Source organism: Brevibacillus reuszeri, assembly GCF_001187725.1.
Lineage (GTDB): Bacteria > Bacillota > Bacilli > Brevibacillales > Brevibacillaceae > Brevibacillus > Brevibacillus reuszeri.
Genome location: NZ_LGIQ01000005.1, coordinates 489,971 through 505,729, shown reverse-complemented (window position 1 = coordinate 505,729; position 15,759 = coordinate 489,971). Strand labels below are relative to the sequence as shown.

The 15,759-nt window shown below is 47.2% G+C and carries 17 protein-coding genes; 5 read left to right on the top strand and 12 right to left on the bottom strand.

Translation table 11 applies throughout. The features are described 5' to 3' along the window. A complete protein-coding gene (locus tag ADS79_RS05930; RefSeq protein WP_049737488.1) occupies positions 1 to 588 on the bottom strand; it encodes a sensor domain-containing protein in 588 nt (195 codons plus the stop codon). Positions 589 to 855: 267 nt separating this feature from the next. On the opposite strand from ADS79_RS05930, the gene ADS79_RS05925 reads away from it, so the two are divergent. Then, positions 856 to 2,853, top strand: coding sequence for a serine hydrolase domain-containing protein (locus ADS79_RS05925; protein ID WP_049737487.1), 1,998 nt, complete (start codon positions 856 to 858; stop codon positions 2,851 to 2,853). A 74-nt stretch (positions 2,854 to 2,927) separates the two neighbouring features. After that, positions 2,928 to 3,080 (top strand): hypothetical protein, encoded by a 153-nt coding sequence (locus tag ADS79_RS35550; protein WP_162839506.1) that lies wholly within the window; start codon positions 2,928 to 2,930, stop codon positions 3,078 to 3,080. Between the two features lie 133 nt (positions 3,081 to 3,213). On the opposite strand, the gene ADS79_RS34130 is transcribed toward ADS79_RS35550, so the two are convergent. The 6 genes from ADS79_RS34130 to ADS79_RS05900 all read right to left on the bottom strand — a co-directional run bounded on the left by ADS79_RS34130 (position 3,214) and on the right by ADS79_RS05900 (position 9,022). Next, positions 3,214 to 3,378, bottom strand: coding sequence for a DUF1328 domain-containing protein (locus ADS79_RS34130; protein WP_084765652.1), 165 nt, complete (start codon positions 3,376 to 3,378; stop codon positions 3,214 to 3,216). Between the two features lie 156 nt (positions 3,379 to 3,534). Further along, on the bottom strand, positions 3,535 to 4,362 hold the full coding sequence (locus ADS79_RS05920; RefSeq protein ID WP_049738152.1) for a CheR family methyltransferase: 828 nt from the start codon (positions 4,360 to 4,362) through the stop codon (positions 3,535 to 3,537). Between the two features lie 62 nt (positions 4,363 to 4,424). Next, on the bottom strand, positions 4,425 to 7,181 hold the full coding sequence (locus tag ADS79_RS05915; RefSeq protein ID WP_236699899.1) for a CHASE3 domain-containing protein: 2,757 nt from the start codon (positions 7,179 to 7,181) through the stop codon (positions 4,425 to 4,427). A gap of 107 nt (positions 7,182 to 7,288) precedes the next feature. Further along, positions 7,289 to 8,050 carry a sigma-70 family RNA polymerase sigma factor gene (locus ADS79_RS05910; protein WP_049737485.1) on the bottom strand — a complete coding sequence of 254 codons (762 nt, stop codon included), beginning with the start codon at positions 8,048 to 8,050 and terminating at the stop codon, positions 7,289 to 7,291. Then, positions 8,047 to 8,493, bottom strand: coding sequence for an anti-sigma B factor RsbW (gene rsbW / locus ADS79_RS05905; RefSeq protein WP_049737484.1), 447 nt, complete (start codon positions 8,491 to 8,493; stop codon positions 8,047 to 8,049). The genes ADS79_RS05910 and rsbW overlap by 4 nt, the downstream gene beginning before the upstream one ends. A 67-nt stretch (positions 8,494 to 8,560) precedes the next feature. Further along, entirely contained in the window at positions 8,561 to 9,022 is a 462-nt protein-coding gene (locus tag ADS79_RS05900) for a DUF948 domain-containing protein (RefSeq protein WP_049737483.1), read from the bottom strand. Positions 9,023 to 9,173: 151 nt separating this feature from the next. Here ADS79_RS05900 and ADS79_RS05895 point away from each other — a divergent pair, with 151 nt between their 5' ends. Further along, on the top strand, positions 9,174 to 9,635 hold the full coding sequence (locus ADS79_RS05895) for a Dps family protein (protein WP_152969576.1): 462 nt from the start codon (positions 9,174 to 9,176) through the stop codon (positions 9,633 to 9,635). Positions 9,636 to 9,708: 73 nt separating this feature from the next. Here ADS79_RS05895 and ADS79_RS05890 read toward each other — a convergent pair whose 3' ends face one another. Both ADS79_RS05890 and ADS79_RS05885 read right to left on the bottom strand, forming a co-directional pair. Next, positions 9,709 to 10,044, bottom strand: coding sequence for an STAS domain-containing protein (locus tag ADS79_RS05890; protein WP_049738150.1), 336 nt, complete (start codon positions 10,042 to 10,044; stop codon positions 9,709 to 9,711). Positions 10,045 to 10,094: 50 nt separating this feature from the next. After that, positions 10,095 to 11,231, bottom strand: coding sequence for a PP2C family protein-serine/threonine phosphatase (locus ADS79_RS05885; RefSeq protein WP_049737482.1), 1,137 nt, complete (start codon positions 11,229 to 11,231; stop codon positions 10,095 to 10,097). 221 nt (positions 11,232 to 11,452) lie between these two features. Between ADS79_RS05885 and ADS79_RS05880 the strand changes: the two genes are divergently transcribed. Both ADS79_RS05880 and ADS79_RS05875 read left to right on the top strand, forming a co-directional pair. Then, entirely contained in the window at positions 11,453 to 11,761 is a 309-nt protein-coding gene (locus ADS79_RS05880) for a YtxH domain-containing protein (protein ID WP_049737481.1), read from the top strand. 60 nt (positions 11,762 to 11,821) lie between these two features. After that, positions 11,822 to 12,235, top strand: coding sequence for a hypothetical protein (locus tag ADS79_RS05875; RefSeq protein ID WP_049737480.1), 414 nt, complete (start codon positions 11,822 to 11,824; stop codon positions 12,233 to 12,235). 268 nt (positions 12,236 to 12,503) lie between these two features. On the opposite strand, the gene ADS79_RS05870 is transcribed toward ADS79_RS05875, so the two are convergent. From ADS79_RS05870 to ADS79_RS05855, 3 genes are all read right to left on the bottom strand, one after another. After that, complete coding sequence (locus ADS79_RS05870; RefSeq protein ID WP_049737479.1) at positions 12,504 to 12,896, bottom strand: YflT domain-containing protein; 393 nt, start codon at positions 12,894 to 12,896, stop codon at positions 12,504 to 12,506. 204 nt (positions 12,897 to 13,100) lie between these two features. Beyond that, entirely contained in the window at positions 13,101 to 14,210 is a 1,110-nt protein-coding gene (locus ADS79_RS05860) for a mandelate racemase/muconate lactonizing enzyme family protein (RefSeq protein WP_049737477.1), read from the bottom strand. A 36-nt stretch (positions 14,211 to 14,246) separates the two neighbouring features. Further along, positions 14,247 to 15,656 (bottom strand): YfcC family protein, encoded by a 1,410-nt coding sequence (locus tag ADS79_RS05855; RefSeq protein ID WP_049737476.1) that lies wholly within the window; start codon positions 15,654 to 15,656, stop codon positions 14,247 to 14,249. Between the last annotated feature and the right edge of the window lie 103 nt (positions 15,657 to 15,759).

Below are 15,759 nucleotides of genomic sequence, written 5' to 3'. Positions count from 1 at the left end.
TCATCCCCTAATTGCTTTGAACATTAAGCGTGTGTACCCACCAATCAATTGTACCAGTCCGTTCCCTATTTTGGAGCACCCGATCATGAGGATGATTCCTAAACTCATAATAAGTAATGCCTTCAACTCCGTATCCACAGCCATCCCCCAAAAATTTATCTCCGTATATCGGTAGAACAGCGGTACGAGCACAAACAAAACCGGTGCAATGTAAATAATGACTCCGATCAAAAGACTACTAATTCCAATTGTAAACTTTTGCATCAGCCAATAAACTATTCTCCAGTTTCTTCCATCCGTTAGTTCAGCCTTTGCTTGCATCCATTGATTTCCCTCTGCTCTTTGTCTGGCTGCCAGCGGCTCAATCGAGATATCGGTATAAATCTTTGTCTGAATACGTTCATACTGGACAAAGGTTTGAGATGTCCGCAATACATTCGTCAGCAATGGAATTCCCACTACGGTAAATGACAAAGCCAGACCGAGTGCAATCGCACTCAAATAAAAACAAAAGTAAAACACACCTGAAGCAAATGTAAACATCAAGAAGATAAAATTTTGCACGTTTCGCATGATCGCTCTTTTCATCAAAGCCAACTCTCTCCTGTCTATCCCTTTTTCCGACACACTGATGACGGTCTGTCCTTACCGTAATCCGTAGCGCGTCATATGAGCTAGTGCCAAAATGTCATATGACAGCATTCATCAGTGACAGCAGCTTTTTGGTGGAGCAGAAAGTGATGACAGGAAGTAACTACTGGGTATGACGTGTGCTTTGCCATACTGTGCCTAAGCGCTCACTCTCAGAGTCGACGCCCTCAAACTTGCTCACCAAAAACAAAAGGAGAATCGCACATGAAAAAAGCTTTTCAAAAAATGAGTCTCACTATTTTTCTGCTTTCCACAACGTTGGTTGCTGCATGCACGCAGCCCCTCGGTGCCGTGGAATCAAAACAGACGGCCACATCTGCTGCCCCCAGCATAAAAGGTCCACTGGATGCCAAAGAAGTAGAAGCATTTGCCGATCCACTATTTGCAGATAAAATGAAGAAATTTAATGTGAATGGTTCCAGCTTTGTTGTCGTCCGTGATGGCAAGGTTATCATAAACAAAGGCTATGGCTTCGCTGACAAGGAAAAGAACATCCCTGTTGATAAAGACACGGTATTCCAAATTGCTTCTGTAACGAAAACCTTTACCGCCTTGGCAGTCATGCAACAAGTTGATGAGGGCAAAATGGACCTGCATCACAATGTAGAGGAATACCTAGGCGGGCTAAAGGTTCCCAATACGACAGGAAAACCGCTCACCCTCTATGACATGCTGACCTATACAAGCGGCGTAGACCTGCCTGATATCACTACCTTTATCGGACCGGAATATATCGGGCAGGACATCTCGATGGAAGAATTTCTTCCGAAGCATATGCCGACGGTCATTCGCCCTCCTGGAGAGGCCTATACCTATGACAATTTTGGATTCTTACTCGCTGGATACGCCGTTGAAAAAGTAAGTGGAATGCCATTTGCACAGTATATGGATGAAAAAGTGTTCAAGCCTCTCGGAATGAACTCATCAAGCGTACGCTTTAAGCCCGAGCTTTTAAAACGAATGGCTGCTCATTACGGGCCGACTGGCGAGCCACATCCGACATTTGGTCATGCTCCGACCGATGGACCACAGGGTAGCATTTTATCAACCGGAGAAGACATGGCCAAGTACATGATCATGCAGCTGCAAAACGGACAATTTGAAGGCAAAGAAATCGTCAGCAAGAAAAGCATGGACTTGATGCATGCTTACCAGATTTTCGTGGAAAAGGACATCCCAATCGCGACCGTAGGCTTTGAAACGTATTTTAATGAGCTGGCAAATGGTCAGCACGTTGTTTTGAAGGGCGGAAACATGCCAGGCCATTCTTCCCTGATGGTTTTGATCCCGGAGCAAAAAACCGCGTTTTTCATGTCTTACAACAATGATTCCATGATGAGTGTCGATATCTACCAGGAATTCATGGATCATTATTTCCCGGAAAAAGAAAAGGCAGAGCCTGCTTACTTGCCTTTGAGTGAAAAAAATGCACAAAAATATATCGGCATGTACCAAAACACGCGTGCATTGGCGATCCGCACTTCTTTTGTGTATGAGAATGGATCACTCGTGCTAGAAGATGAGATTAACGGAAAGCAAAAGCTGCGAATGATTCACCCGCTGCTCTTTGTAGATGAGGAAGGCAATAAAATCGCATTTAAGGAAGATAAGGCCGGCAACATTACGTATTTCTATTATTCCACGCAAAAAGGCGTCGGAGTCGTCGCTCATTCACAAAAAATGAATCAGAAGCAATCGTTCTCCGATGTTCCGAACGCCAGCAGCTATAAGAACTATATCAACAACCTCAGTGCACTTTCCATTATGAGCGCGAAAACGGGAAACCAGTTTGATCCGACAGGAACCATGACGCAAGGCGAATTTACTGATGCTCTGATTAAAGCACATGGCTGGAGCGTATTTCCCGGGCAAGCGGATGGGATTAGACAGCAAATGGTTGCAGGCATCCCTAATTTAAACCCATCGGCACCAATCACAAGACAAGTCGCTGCTGTCATGATCCAAAATTTGAAGCAGCTCCAGCCGATTGCAACCAGCAAAGTGAAGCTACAGGACACTGCCGATGCATGGGCAGCAGAGGCGATCACTGCTCTTGTTTCACAGGGCATCGTCGATCCTGATACAAAGGTAAACGCAGATGGCTCTTTCACATTCCGCGCAAAAGATTTACTGAAGCGCCAGGAAGCAAGCGCCTTGCTTGATTTAGCATTTGGCTATTATTCACTGCCAATAAAACACTGATCCGTTTTTTCCTCTTTTTGGGATAAAGTAGGGAATTGTTGTATACCTTACTCCTTTGAGGGAGGTGACTGGTCGTGGAAAATAGCAATAAACACGAGGGACAAGCTGAGCAAAAAGCTTCAAGTGATTTAAATGAAAAGGAAATCGAGCTGCAGCATCAATATCAAATGTTCCCTACCCCGGATGAAAAGCGTGCTTCAAAAGTGATTACCGAGCTGAAGGATTAAAGGTACGAAGAATAAAGAATGGGAAACTCTCTACCCCACTGTTAGGCTGTCGAGCACCTCGGCAGCCTGTCTTCGTGTAAATAAAAGAATCCGCCTATCGAAGACGGACTCTCGTCAGTACCTTCATCGTTTTCTAGTAGCTGCTGCGCTTTCCAAAGATCAGCGAAAGGACGAACAAGATCAAAAAAACAACAAACAAGAATTTCGCGATACCCACCGCTGCCGAAACAATCCCCGTAAACCCGAATATCGCCGCAATAATGGCAATGATCAGAAACAGCATAGACCATCGTAACATGTGGATCACCCTTTCCTGGTTTGCTTCTTCCTGTCATCTCGTTCCTGCTTTCTATTAACCAGTATTCTCGTGTATGAAACAGAAAAAACCGCCTCGAAAGCGATGAGTTCCATCTGCATCCGTGGCGGTCCACTCTTTTCTTTTGCTTAGAGCGATCTATTTTCGATAAATTTTTTCCTGTGGCACAAAATCAGTGTAAGCTAGCCGATCTTGCACAAAATGTATGGATTCCTTGCTTCCTAGCCCAAGAAATCCGCCATCAGCCAAACTGCTGTATATCAAGCGATGCACACGATGCTGCAAATCCTGATCGAAATAGATCAGCACATTGCGGCACAGGATCACATGAAACTCATTGATCGAGCCATCCGTCACCAAATTATGCTGTGCAAACATAAGATGCTCATTTATGAACGGGCGAAAATACGCGTAGCGATGATCAGTCGTGTAATACTCAGAAAAGGCTTTCGTCCCACCGGCTTCTAAATAATTCTTCGTATACTGCTGCATCTGCTTTAACGGGAAAGCCCCCTTTTGCGCAGCTTCAATCGCTTTTTCATTCATATCGGTTCCGTAAATTTTCGTCTTGTCTGCCAGCCCCTCCTCCATCATCAGAATCGCCATCGAGTAGACCTCTTCACCCGTAGCGCAGCCAGCGTGCCAGATACGAATCTCCGGGAGCTTTCGCAGCATGGGCACGACCTCTTTGCGAAAGGCGACGAAGAAGCTCGGGTCTCTGAACATTTCCGTCAAGCGAATGGACAAGTCATTTAGCAAACGATCGAGTGCCCCTTGCTCATGCAGCACCTTTTCCAGCAAGGACGTAATCGTCGACAGTCCCTCCGCACTCACGCGGTTCAAGATTCGCCTGCGCAGTGATGCACGCACATACCCGCGAAAATCGTAGCCGTACATTTGATAGAGACCTTCCAGGAGCAAGTTGATTTCGATTTGTTGCAGCTCGTCGTGGGCCATCTTCTCCATAGATGGGAAAGCATTGATGGATGGGTACTTGAATGGAGCGTCCATCTCGAGTTCACCTACTTCTATTTCGTCAGCCACACCCGCATCAGCGAGAGCAGCTGGTCGATATTCAATGGCTTCATAATGTAGTCGGAAGCCCCGGCTTCCAGGCATTTTTCTCGTTCCTGCTTCATCGCCTTGGCCGTTAGAGCGATGATGGGCAGCTCGTCCATCCCTAGCTCCTCACGTATGGCCTTCATCGCTTCATAGCCATTCATGATGGGCATCATGATATCCATGAGGACCAAATCATACTCCTGCCCCCCCTGTAATATCTCTAATGCCTGCTTCCCGTTTTCTGCCACCTCTACACGAATCCCTTTTCTTTCCAGGGTAGTGACGAGCGCATATACATTACGGGCATCATCATCCACGAGGAGCACACACTTTTCCTGAAACAGCCTGTCTTCAGAGGTGGATGTGGCAGAATTCGGTGTGTCTGCTTCAGTGGGCTCCTGCTCTCGTATGACCGAGCTCTTTGCTGCAGCCACTTCCTTTTCAGCCAAAAGCTCCGGGACTTGCCCTGCCTGATGAGTGTTTTCCCGTCTGCTCGGGATGTACAACGTAAACGTACTCCCGTGATTCAGTTCGCTCTCAACCAGGATGGCTCCACCCAATAGTCGCGTAAATTCACGGCAAATCGATAGCCCAAGACCTGTCCCGCCAAACTGTCGATTGGTCGTTCCGTCAACCTGTTGGAACGCCTCGAAAATAAGCTCCTGCTTGTCCGCTGGAATACCGATGCCTGTATCCGTTACCGAAAATGTCAGTACCGTTTCGCCCTCGAGCTCAGGTAGCAGTTCTCTCACACTCGCTGGATTCGCCGGCTCAATTCGTAATGTAATCCTGCCCTGCTCAGTGAATTTGCACGCATTTGACAACAGGTTTTTCAATATTTGAAGGAGTCTTTGTCCGTCCGTCAGCATCACATCTGGAGTATCCGGGTGTACGTGCACCTCAAATGCCAGCTGCTTTTTCACAGCCACCGGATCAAATATGCTTTGCATCAGCTGTGGAATCTCCGATACATTTACTTCATCCATCATGATTTCCATTTTTCCAGCCTCGATTTTGGATAAGTCCAAAATATCGTCAATCAGGCGAAGCAAGTCTTGACCCGCTGTATAGATGACCCGCGAATACTCCCCGACCTCCGACTCTTCCTGATCTGCCTGATCGTTTTCCATGAGCATCTGTGACAGGATCAGGATGCTGTTCAGCGGCGTACGCAGCTCATGGGACATGTTTGCCAGAAATTCAGACTTGTACTGCGAGCTCTCCTGCAGCTTTCGTGCATAGTCTGCCAGTTCATCTCTCGCCTTTTGCAGCTCAGTTGCCCGCTGCTGGGCAAATAGATTTTGTTCTTCTAAAAATTCATTAGTCATGCGCAGCTGCTCTTGCTGCACCTGCAACTCTTCTGATTGGGCTTGCAGCTCCTCGGATTGCGTTTGAAGCTCCTCGGTCATCACCTGGGATTCACCTAGCAGCCGCTCGACTTCCATCCTGCCCAGCACGTTTACAATCGCCTGCCCAAATTTCTCCTGCAGCAAATCCAGCAATGTCAGATGGGACGCTTCAAACGGCTGAAATGCTGCCAACTCGACGACTGCCTCGACTCTTCCTTCCACCATGATCGGAGCGACGACAAGATGACGTGGGGTGGCCTCACCTAAACCAGACGTCACCTTGATATAGTCCTCTGGCAAATGATCGATGAGAAAGATTCGTTTATCCACTGCACACTGCCCCACCAAGCCTTCGCCTAATCGAAAGCTGTCTGTGGCGTTTTCTTGATCGGCCAGAGCATAGTCCGCCACCCGAATGAATACCGTCTCCACGCTGTGATTTTTTCGCAAATAGACGATGCCGTATGCCGCTCCTAGCTTCGGTGCCAGCCTCGATACAAATGCTTTTGCCAGCGTATGAATATCGGTGATTCCCTGATAAATCGTTGAAATTTCCGTCAAGCTCTTTTGAATCCAGCTCTGACGCTCCAAACTGCCCAGCAAATCATTCGTCGCAAACGCCAGCTCTTGAAGCTCGTCCTTTGTCTGCACCTCAATCCGTGCCGTCAGATCGACATGGGATGAAGAATCGGTAATCTCCCGGATCGTTTTCACGACTTGCTTAATCGTGCTGACGATGGATCTGGATAGAAAAAGCGACAAAGCGAACGTGATAATGGTGACGAAAGCGATAATCGCATACCAAATATAGAGCACTTTTTCATTGCTCTGATTCAGCCCTTCGATGCGTTCGGCTGTCACCCGCTTCTCATCCACAAGAAAAGAATCAAGCTGGGTACGCAGCTGATCCATGATTTTTTTGCCTGTATGTTGTTCGAAGTGATGCTGCAATGCCTCTTGATTGTCTTCCCTTTTTTTCTGGACAACGTATTCTCCGGTATTCGCAATCCAGCTCAAAATCAGCGGCCTGATCTGCTCCAGATTCCGTTGTTGCCCGGGATTATCCGCAAGCAGCGTATACAGCTTGCTGTAGTTGTCCTGCCAGCTGCGGCTTCCGATTTCATATGGCTCCAGGTACTGCTCATCTCCTGTAATTACATAGCCCCGTATCCCTGTTTCCATATCCAAAATATTTTTTTGCACCTGACTCGTAAGCTCGTGTACGGTCATGTCATGATTGGATATGAATTCGATCTCCGCTTGCAAATCTTTCATGGCATGATTCACGATGACAAGAGATATGCCCAGGCAAGCTACGATCAATACGTACACCATAAAAATCTTCGCCTGAATGTTCAGATGAAAAACTTTCACCAATCCCGCCTCCTTCCATACGCTTCGTGCCAGAAAAAATATACCCAATATTTTACCATATTCCCTGCACGAAACGGGAAAAAAGGAGTGGCACGCATCCCATGAGCTTACTCTGACAGTGCATGCTTTAATTTATCGATTGCCCGCTTCTGGATGCGGGAAACACTCATCTGGGAAACACCCAATTGCTCCGCAACTTGTCTTTGGGATTGCCCTTCTGCATAAATCAGCGTGATCACCTTTTGCTCCTCTTTTTTCAGGCAACCAAGCGCTTTACTCAAATCAAGCTGCTTCTCCAGCAACTGATAATCATCAGCAGGAATGGCAATCACGTCGGCAATCGTCGCATTACTTTCTCCCTCTGGTGAGAGCTGAGTATCCAGCGACGTATAGTTGTAGTAGTCACGCCCAACGAGTACCTCAATGGTTTCCTCCACGGTCAGCCCTACTTCCCCTGCGATCTCTTCTACTTTTGGAGATCGCTCCAGCTTGACCGTCAGCTCGTCAATCATCCGCTGAACAAGTGAGCTTTTTTCTTTAATTTTTCGAGGCACCTGTATGTACCATGACTTGTCTCGCAGGTAGTTTTTCATATGTCCGATCAGATGCTTCATGGCATAGCCTTCAAACGGAATTCCCAGAGAAACGTCGTAGAGCTTAAACAAGCGAAGCATAGAAATTCGTCCAACCTGATACAAGTCCTCATTCAGGTCCGGACGATTACGCGACATCTTCGCTGCTGCCATTCGAACGATCTGATCGTAATGCATGAGCAGCTCGGTCGCGGCTTCCTCACATTCGGTTTCCCGATAAATTTTCATTTTGGAGTACAGCTTGTACAATGCCTCCGGGGGTTGGTTTGGACTCATACCCTTTCCTCATTTCTGCTTAGCCGTTTCGATAGCACGATTCTGGTTCCTTTGCCATTCTCTGAGTGCACATGGACTTCATCCATCAGGGCTTCCATCAGGAAAATACCAAGGCCGCCCACCGAAAGCTCGCTAATTTCTTTTTCTTTGCCAGAAACACTGCTCCCCGACTCTCCTGTATTTACAAAGCTCTGCCCGTAGTCTTGCACTGAGATCGTCAACTGCTCCCCGTCATTTTCCAAACGCAGGTCGATCATCCCCGCTTCGGCATCACCATATGCGTGCAGAATGGCATTATTGCAGGCCTCTGACACCGCTACCTTCATGTCCTCGATTTCCTCGAAAGAAAAACCCGCTTTCGTCGCAAAGCTATATAACGTCAATCTGACAATATCTAAATATTCCGCCTCTGCGGGTATGGTAATGCTCACAAATGGATTCATGTTCGCTCCTCTTTCCTTTCCTGACTCTTGCTCTTCCTATCAGTGTAACAGATTCGACTGCGAGGGCTCAGTCTGCCGAGGTTTTGCTCGAGGGCTTCGCTCGTACAGACCTCATAGACAGCCAAACATCGGTCGCGACAAGGACTCCTTCCAGCACAGCTTGCCATTTTTCTGCCCGCTGCGTTCCCGCTTGTTTGTTCCTCTGCTGCTTCATGGAGGACATAAATCCGCTCGCTGACTCTTTCATCGTCGTGGTTAGCTCATGAACAACCTGGCCGACATCATGAACGCTGCTAAACAAATGATCCAGCTTCGTTAGCTTTATCCGCAAATCCACGGCCATTTCATTTGCATTGCCCACTACAGCTTTGACTTCATCGCCTATTTCTCTGGCTTCTATTTTCATCTGCCCCAAGGTCTGTGTGACTTCGTCCAGGGAGCTTTTCACTGATTGGAGTGTCTGAATCAGGAAAAACGTCAGGATGACAAACGCAATCGCTACCAATACTGCGCTCATTTCGAGTAACATAACATACCCTCCCTCTTAAACCATTTAGCAACCATTACCCACCCGACTCCAGGCTGAAACAGTAATCCTGAAAAAAATTGCCTGTTTCAAGCTACCGTATAGCGGGTAACCATTTCTATCCACACCATTCTTCAATAAACGGAGGTACTTTATGATGACAAACACCGTAACGTATTCCATTTACTTGACGAAAACGCTTAATCAGCAGGTTGCCAACTTCTCAGTGCTGTACATGAAGCTTCACAACTATCACTGGTATGTAAAAGGCGAGAACTTTTTCACGCTACACGTCAAATTTGAGGAGCTGTATACGGAGGTCGCCCTCCATCTCGATACGATTGCCGAAAGGATGCTGGCTCTTCAGTCCGTACCGACCGCGACACTCAAGGAGCATTTGGAAATGGCGACCGTCAAGGAAGCTACTGGCGAGGAAAACGCCGAGCAAATGGTCGAGACCCTGTCAGAAGACATGGAAAATATCATGAAGGAGCTCAAAATCGGCATCACCTTGGCTGAGGACCAACGCGATCAGCCAACAGCCGATCTGTTCACTGCCATCCACACTTCCTTTGAAAAACATCGCTGGATGCTCAGTGCCTATCTAGGCAAGTAAAGCGAATAAGACCCACGGACCTGACAGCAAAATTGTCAGCCCGTGGGTCTTTCTTTGAATAAGGATGTTTACTTTACGCCCCGCCTTTTACCCCTTGCAGCAGAAATTTGGCAATTCCCGTAATTTCCAGCAGCTTAAGTACACCTGGTGGAATATTGCGAACAGTCAGCGGTGCTTTTTTCGCGTCGCGTATTTTCAAGATAGAAACAAGGATACCAATTCCGGTGCTATCTATGTAAGAGAGCTCCGTTAAATCGAGAATGAGTTCTTTTTCCGTACCGGACACCACCGCTTCCAATTGATCGCGGAACAATGTCGCAGCTACCTCCAAATCTAGCTCTCCATGGAAATAAAGAACGATCGCTTTATCGGTTTCTTGCTGAACAATCGAGAATTTGTCCGTTGTCATTTCCCTCACTCCCTCTATGTATTTTTTTGGTAGCTTTCCATCCACAATCATCATTTGGTAGAAATCATGACCAAGCACCTATCGTCCTTTGGCTCGGCGTCTCCTGTCCCCTGCTCCAGCTTTTGTACGAAGCCAATCGGATCATGTACATCCTGCTCTCGCAGTCTGCTCATAAACGGGACTGCGCCATTCTCATAGCGTCCCTCCAGGCTTTCAACCAAACCGTCAGTGAACAGAATGATACGAGACTCCTTGTCGTATGAAATCTCGACTTGGTCGATCTCTATTTTCTCAAAAAACCCCAAGGCACAACAACCTTTGTCGAGCGAAACCGCTTTTCCATCAACCACGGCAACGCCTGCAGGATGACCGGCGTTCACGTATTGAATCGTTCGCTGTTCCGTATCCAGCACCAGGTAAATCGCCGTAAAGTAGTAGTTCATTAAACGATCTGTCATCTGCAGCTGGTTCATACGACGGTTGAGCTCCTTCATGACCGCTTTTGGCTCACTTACCCCCATCATCGTATCTTTTAGGGCAGCGTACATGTACATGCATACAAGCGAGGAGGAAATCCCATGCCCCATCATATCCAGCAATAGGACGGCATAACGGTTTGGAGCAATTTGATACCAGGCGTATAAATCCCCTGCCAGCTCTGAGGAAGGCTCGTAGACAGCCGATATATCTATCGCTTGATCATGAATAGGACTGCTGAGCATACTGCGTTGAACTTGTTTGGCTAAAGCTAGCTCATTCTGTATTCGTTTGTCCCGCTCCTTGCGTAAATCCTTTTCGCGCTTCAAGCGCAGGGTCGAACGGATGCGGGCCAGCAGCTCCACTTTGTTGATCGGCTTCATGACATAATCAAGGGCACCAGCATCCAGTGCCTCGGCCATCTTATAAGAATCTCCCATCGCTGTGACAAAAATGATAGGAAGATCGCGTAGCCTCTCCTGATTCAATATAGTTCGGCATGCTTCTACGCCGTCAATTTCCGGCATCATCAAGTCTAGCAGGATTAAATCTACGGGGACCTCTCCAGCTGTATGTGAATCCATGCCGAGAAACTGATAGAGCTCTTTGGCTGACGAGAGCAGAACCAAATCTTGATAGCCAGCTTTTCGCAAAATTTTTTCGATGATGACCAGATTGGTTTCGTTGTCGTCCACAATGACAATATTCATAGCAACCCCCTATCAAAGAAAAAATCAGGGGACGCTCTCCACGTCCATTCCTTTTATCATAGCACGATTTGGTAGAGAGCTCCTTCCCTTTACTACCCACCCGATTCCAGATTCAAACAGCTGTTTTTTCAAGATGAGGCATTTTCCTGTTTCAAAGCCAAAAAACAAGTTTATAGAAAAGTAAGCAGCAAAATTCGAGAAACAAAAAGGAGAGATGGACGATGAATCAAACACCTGAAAACAATAAAAGCGGTCTTTTGACGGGAATTCTGATCGGAGGTGCGATCGGAGCTGCCGCTTCCCTGTTGCTGGCACCGAAATCTGGCTCAGCTCTGCGCGAGGATTTGTCCAACGCGATCCATTCTCTCAGCGACAAAACACGCGATCTCGCCTCCACCTTAAAACAGAGAGCAACGAATGCAGCAGACACCATTAGTATACAAGCTTCTGAGCTTTCCGAAAAAGCACAGGAGGGAAAACAAATCATCTCAGATACCCTCCAGACGGTTAAGGAAGACATGCAAGGGTAAGCTTAAGCTTCTCCAAAAGTCCATCGCCAATATGAATTCTTTTCAAAAGGGGAGATTTATATGGAACCAACGAAGATGCATCAGCAATTGGTAGAGCTGGGCCTGGAACGAATCCATCATGCCATCACTTCGACGTATCGTCTCAGCATCATCTGCGAAGAGACAGGAGCCGTTTATCCACTGCTCGTCAACACTGTTACCTATGAGCAAGGGCACCACATTATTAACTTTGAAGAAGCCGAATTTGCAGGCGATAAAAATGTTCCTCTGCACATACAAAAAGCGGCGCTTGATAAACTTATCGAGCTGGAGCAGCAGTTGTGCGAGTGGTCACAAATGACGCTGGAAGGGGCACAAAACAGCTCGATGGCGCAAAGCATGGATGAAATGAAAAAGCTCGGAGATGAAATGAAGGATTTGAAAACAGGTAGTGAGATCATTGATAAGAACCAGATTCCTGACCCAATCCAATAGCTTCGCTGATCCTTACAACCATAGTCTGATCTTGACAGTGACTATGGTTGTTTTTTTGTTTCGTGCTGGTACAAAAAAAGCCGGACATCCACCGAGATGGATTTCCAGCTTACCCCTGCCTCTGGTTTGTGAGAGAAGCTCATGGCCCTCTCCCTGTTCCTCTTGATTCATTCATCCCCTTTTTCATAATGGTGATGACGAGTCATTCCCAAAGAAAGAGCTTTTCCCAAAAACCGCTGGGAAAAAGCTCTCCTCGAGTATCCTTGCGTTAGAACATCGGTGGATAGTAATAGATCGTAGGATCATAGTCGTTGCCGTCGTAGTAGGTTCCACCCCAGGCAATCACGACGATGTGATCATTTTCCATTTGCATTTCGAGACGCTCTGCATCTGACGAAATGAATCCCATGGATCTGAGCTTTGCTCGCAGTTCTTCATCGCGAGAGCGAAATACGTTAGCGATCGCCGTGCCAAAGCCTTCTTCCCATACTCCAATCTGCTCTGCATTTGCTTCGTTTGCTACACGCTCGGTACGATCCCTGTCGTAGGCAAGCACGTAAATTTGGTCTTCCCGATAGCCGTCTTGTCTAAACTTTGCGACCTGCAGCCTGGCTTCATTTACATTTCGGACTGTTTTCACTTTCGTTTCCAAAGTATTCATCGAAATCCCTCCTAAGTGGAATGTGGATGAAGGATGGAGACGATGGTCTCAATCCAGCTTGTTCGTCTTGCTATGCTGTATTACCCATGAGCATCGCGACTGAAACAAGCACGGAGCATTTTATGAGACGATCCAGAAAAGCCGATGGCCGCTCCCCGTTACATCCAGGAAAGCAGCCATTTCTACAACCATTTTTTGAACGCGCTATTGAATAAGTGTCGATTGAACGCTTAATTCTCGCACGGTTGCCTCGTTTACATCTACACCCAAGCCTGGGGCATCCGTAACCAGCAACTCATTTTTCTCATAAGTCAGTACACCAAAGTCACGAGAAAACATGAGTGGTCCCACCATTTCATTGGAAAAAATCATGCTCTTGGCAATCGAAAGGTGTGCTCCTGCCGCAGTTGCAATCGATGATTCCACCATAGAGCCGATTTGACATCCCATGCCAGCCATCTCTGCCTGAGCTACGAGCTTGCATGCAGGATACAACCCCCCGCATTTCATCAGCTTAATATTGATCAAATCTGCTGCCTGCCTCATGATGACTTCTCTCATTTCCTTGTCACCATGCAGTCCCTCATCAATCATGACCGGGATGGTTGTTTTCTGCCGCACCTCTGCCAGACCAATGATGTCATCCGCCAGCACGGGTTGCTCAATCCATTCCATCTCGCAATCCTCGACTTGCTTCAGAACACGCATCGTCGTTGCTACATTTCGCCATCCCTGATTGGCATCTACCCGCAGCTGGATCGTTGTTCCGATTGCTTCTCGGACCGCTCGAATCCGTTTGACATCTGTTCCCGGATCGTCTCCCACCTTGATTTTGATGCTTGTATATCCAGCTTTCACGGCGTCTGCTGCTTGGCTGGCCATTTCTTCCGGCGGCAAAATACTGATAACATAAGGGACGGATAACGACGAGTGCACCTTCCCACCGAGCAGATTGTACACAGGCTGGCCTGTTGCTTTGCCCATGACGTCAAAGCAGGCAATATCGATTGCTGCCTTTGCGCTAGGAGCATGATACACGGCAGCAGACATGATTTTATGAATCTTCTCAATATCGAATGGATTTTCACCAAGCAGCAGCAGTGCTACATCCCGGCTCAACATCTCGTATGTGCTGTAAAAGGTTTCTCCCGTCACGTGCGGGTCCGGCATTCCTTCGCCATAGCCGACAATCCCGGTATCTGTAGTCATTTTTACAATAATACTCGGCAGCTCATGAAAGGCATCGTATGCAACGATGAACGGGCGCAGCAAAGGAAGCTCGGTGGCAAAAACCTCGATCGACACTATTTTCATGCGAAACCTCCGTTCCATTTATTGTTCATGCTTGTTTTAAAAGGGTCCATAATGCATAAGGTTTGCGACCAGAACAGCGATAAGTCCGATGGCAAATTGAGTCAAAATCAAAGGCAAAATCCATTTTGCCCAACGGCTCCATGGGATGCCTGCCAAAGCGAGTCCAGCCATAAAATAGCCCGATGTCGGGAAAATGATGTTTCCAATCCCGTCAGCCAAGGAGAAGGAGAGGACCGCTGTTTGGCGCGTTACACCCACCAGGTCTGCGAGTGGCGCCATGATTGGCATCGTTAGTGCTGCTTGTCCACTGCCAGACGGTACGATAAAGTGGATCATCGCTTGCAGGATAAACATTCCGCCTGCACTCATCGTGGACGGGATTTCATCCAATACGCTGGAGGCGTGGAACAAAAGTGTATCAATGATATGTCCTTCGTTCAATACAACCAGTGTCGCGCGGGAAAGCCCGATGATCAGGCAGCCTGCCAGCATGCCAGCGGCACCTTTCATGAATGCTTCAATGTACTGGTTGGCGGACAGTCGCCCAATGAGCGTGATCACGATAGACAGTACGACAAACAAGGCAGAAATTTCTGTAATGTACCACTTGAATTGGAGAACCCCATAAATCAAAACAACAAAATTAAGCAGGAAGCACGTAAGAACTATTTTGTGCGTTCTCGATAAAGGCTGGTCGTCAATCTGCTGGCTTACATCATAGGTGACTCCTTCACCGTAAAAGCCAAGCGAACGGTTCTTTTTCACTTTCATTGCATAGCGATAAATAAAAGCAACGGAAACGACATACATGATGACGAACAATACAATGCGATATCCGATTCCTGAGAAGATAGGCAGTTGGGCAATGCCTTGGGCAATCCCTACTGTAAACGGATTCATAATCGCTGTCGTAAAACCAATAGACGCCCCTACCAAAACGATTGCTGTACCGGTAATGACATCGAATCCAAGAGATACGGCGAGTGGCACCAGCATCGGAATATACGCCAGCGATTCCTCCGCCATTCCCGTGAAGGCACCCGCAAATGCGAAAAACAGCATCATGATCGGGATTAACCATTTTTCCTTGTTGCTCAGCTTCTTGGACAAGGTACGAATGAACGCATCCACTGCCCCCGTAGCTGTCAGTACCCCAAAAGTTCCTCCGATAATAAAAACGAAAAAGATAATGTCCCCGGCTTCTACCAACCCCGTATGAATGGCACTAAATAATTGAAAGAATGAGACAGGGGATGATTCTACCTGTTTGAATGAGTGCGGATCTACAACACTCCTACCATCCATATCGACTCTGGCGTATTCACCAGCTGGCACGATGTGGGTAAGGATTGTCGCGATTAACAGAACACCAAACAGTAGGACAAAAACGTTGATCGCTTTTTTTCGGCCTGTTGCTTTTACCTTGTCGTTTTGCACACCGATCACTCCTTTTTCATAATTCTGTTTATTTATAGTAGTCCATTTGAGTATTCATGAAAAATTAGTTTGTTCAATGGTAACCATTAATAAATCTTAGGTTGGGCGTTCG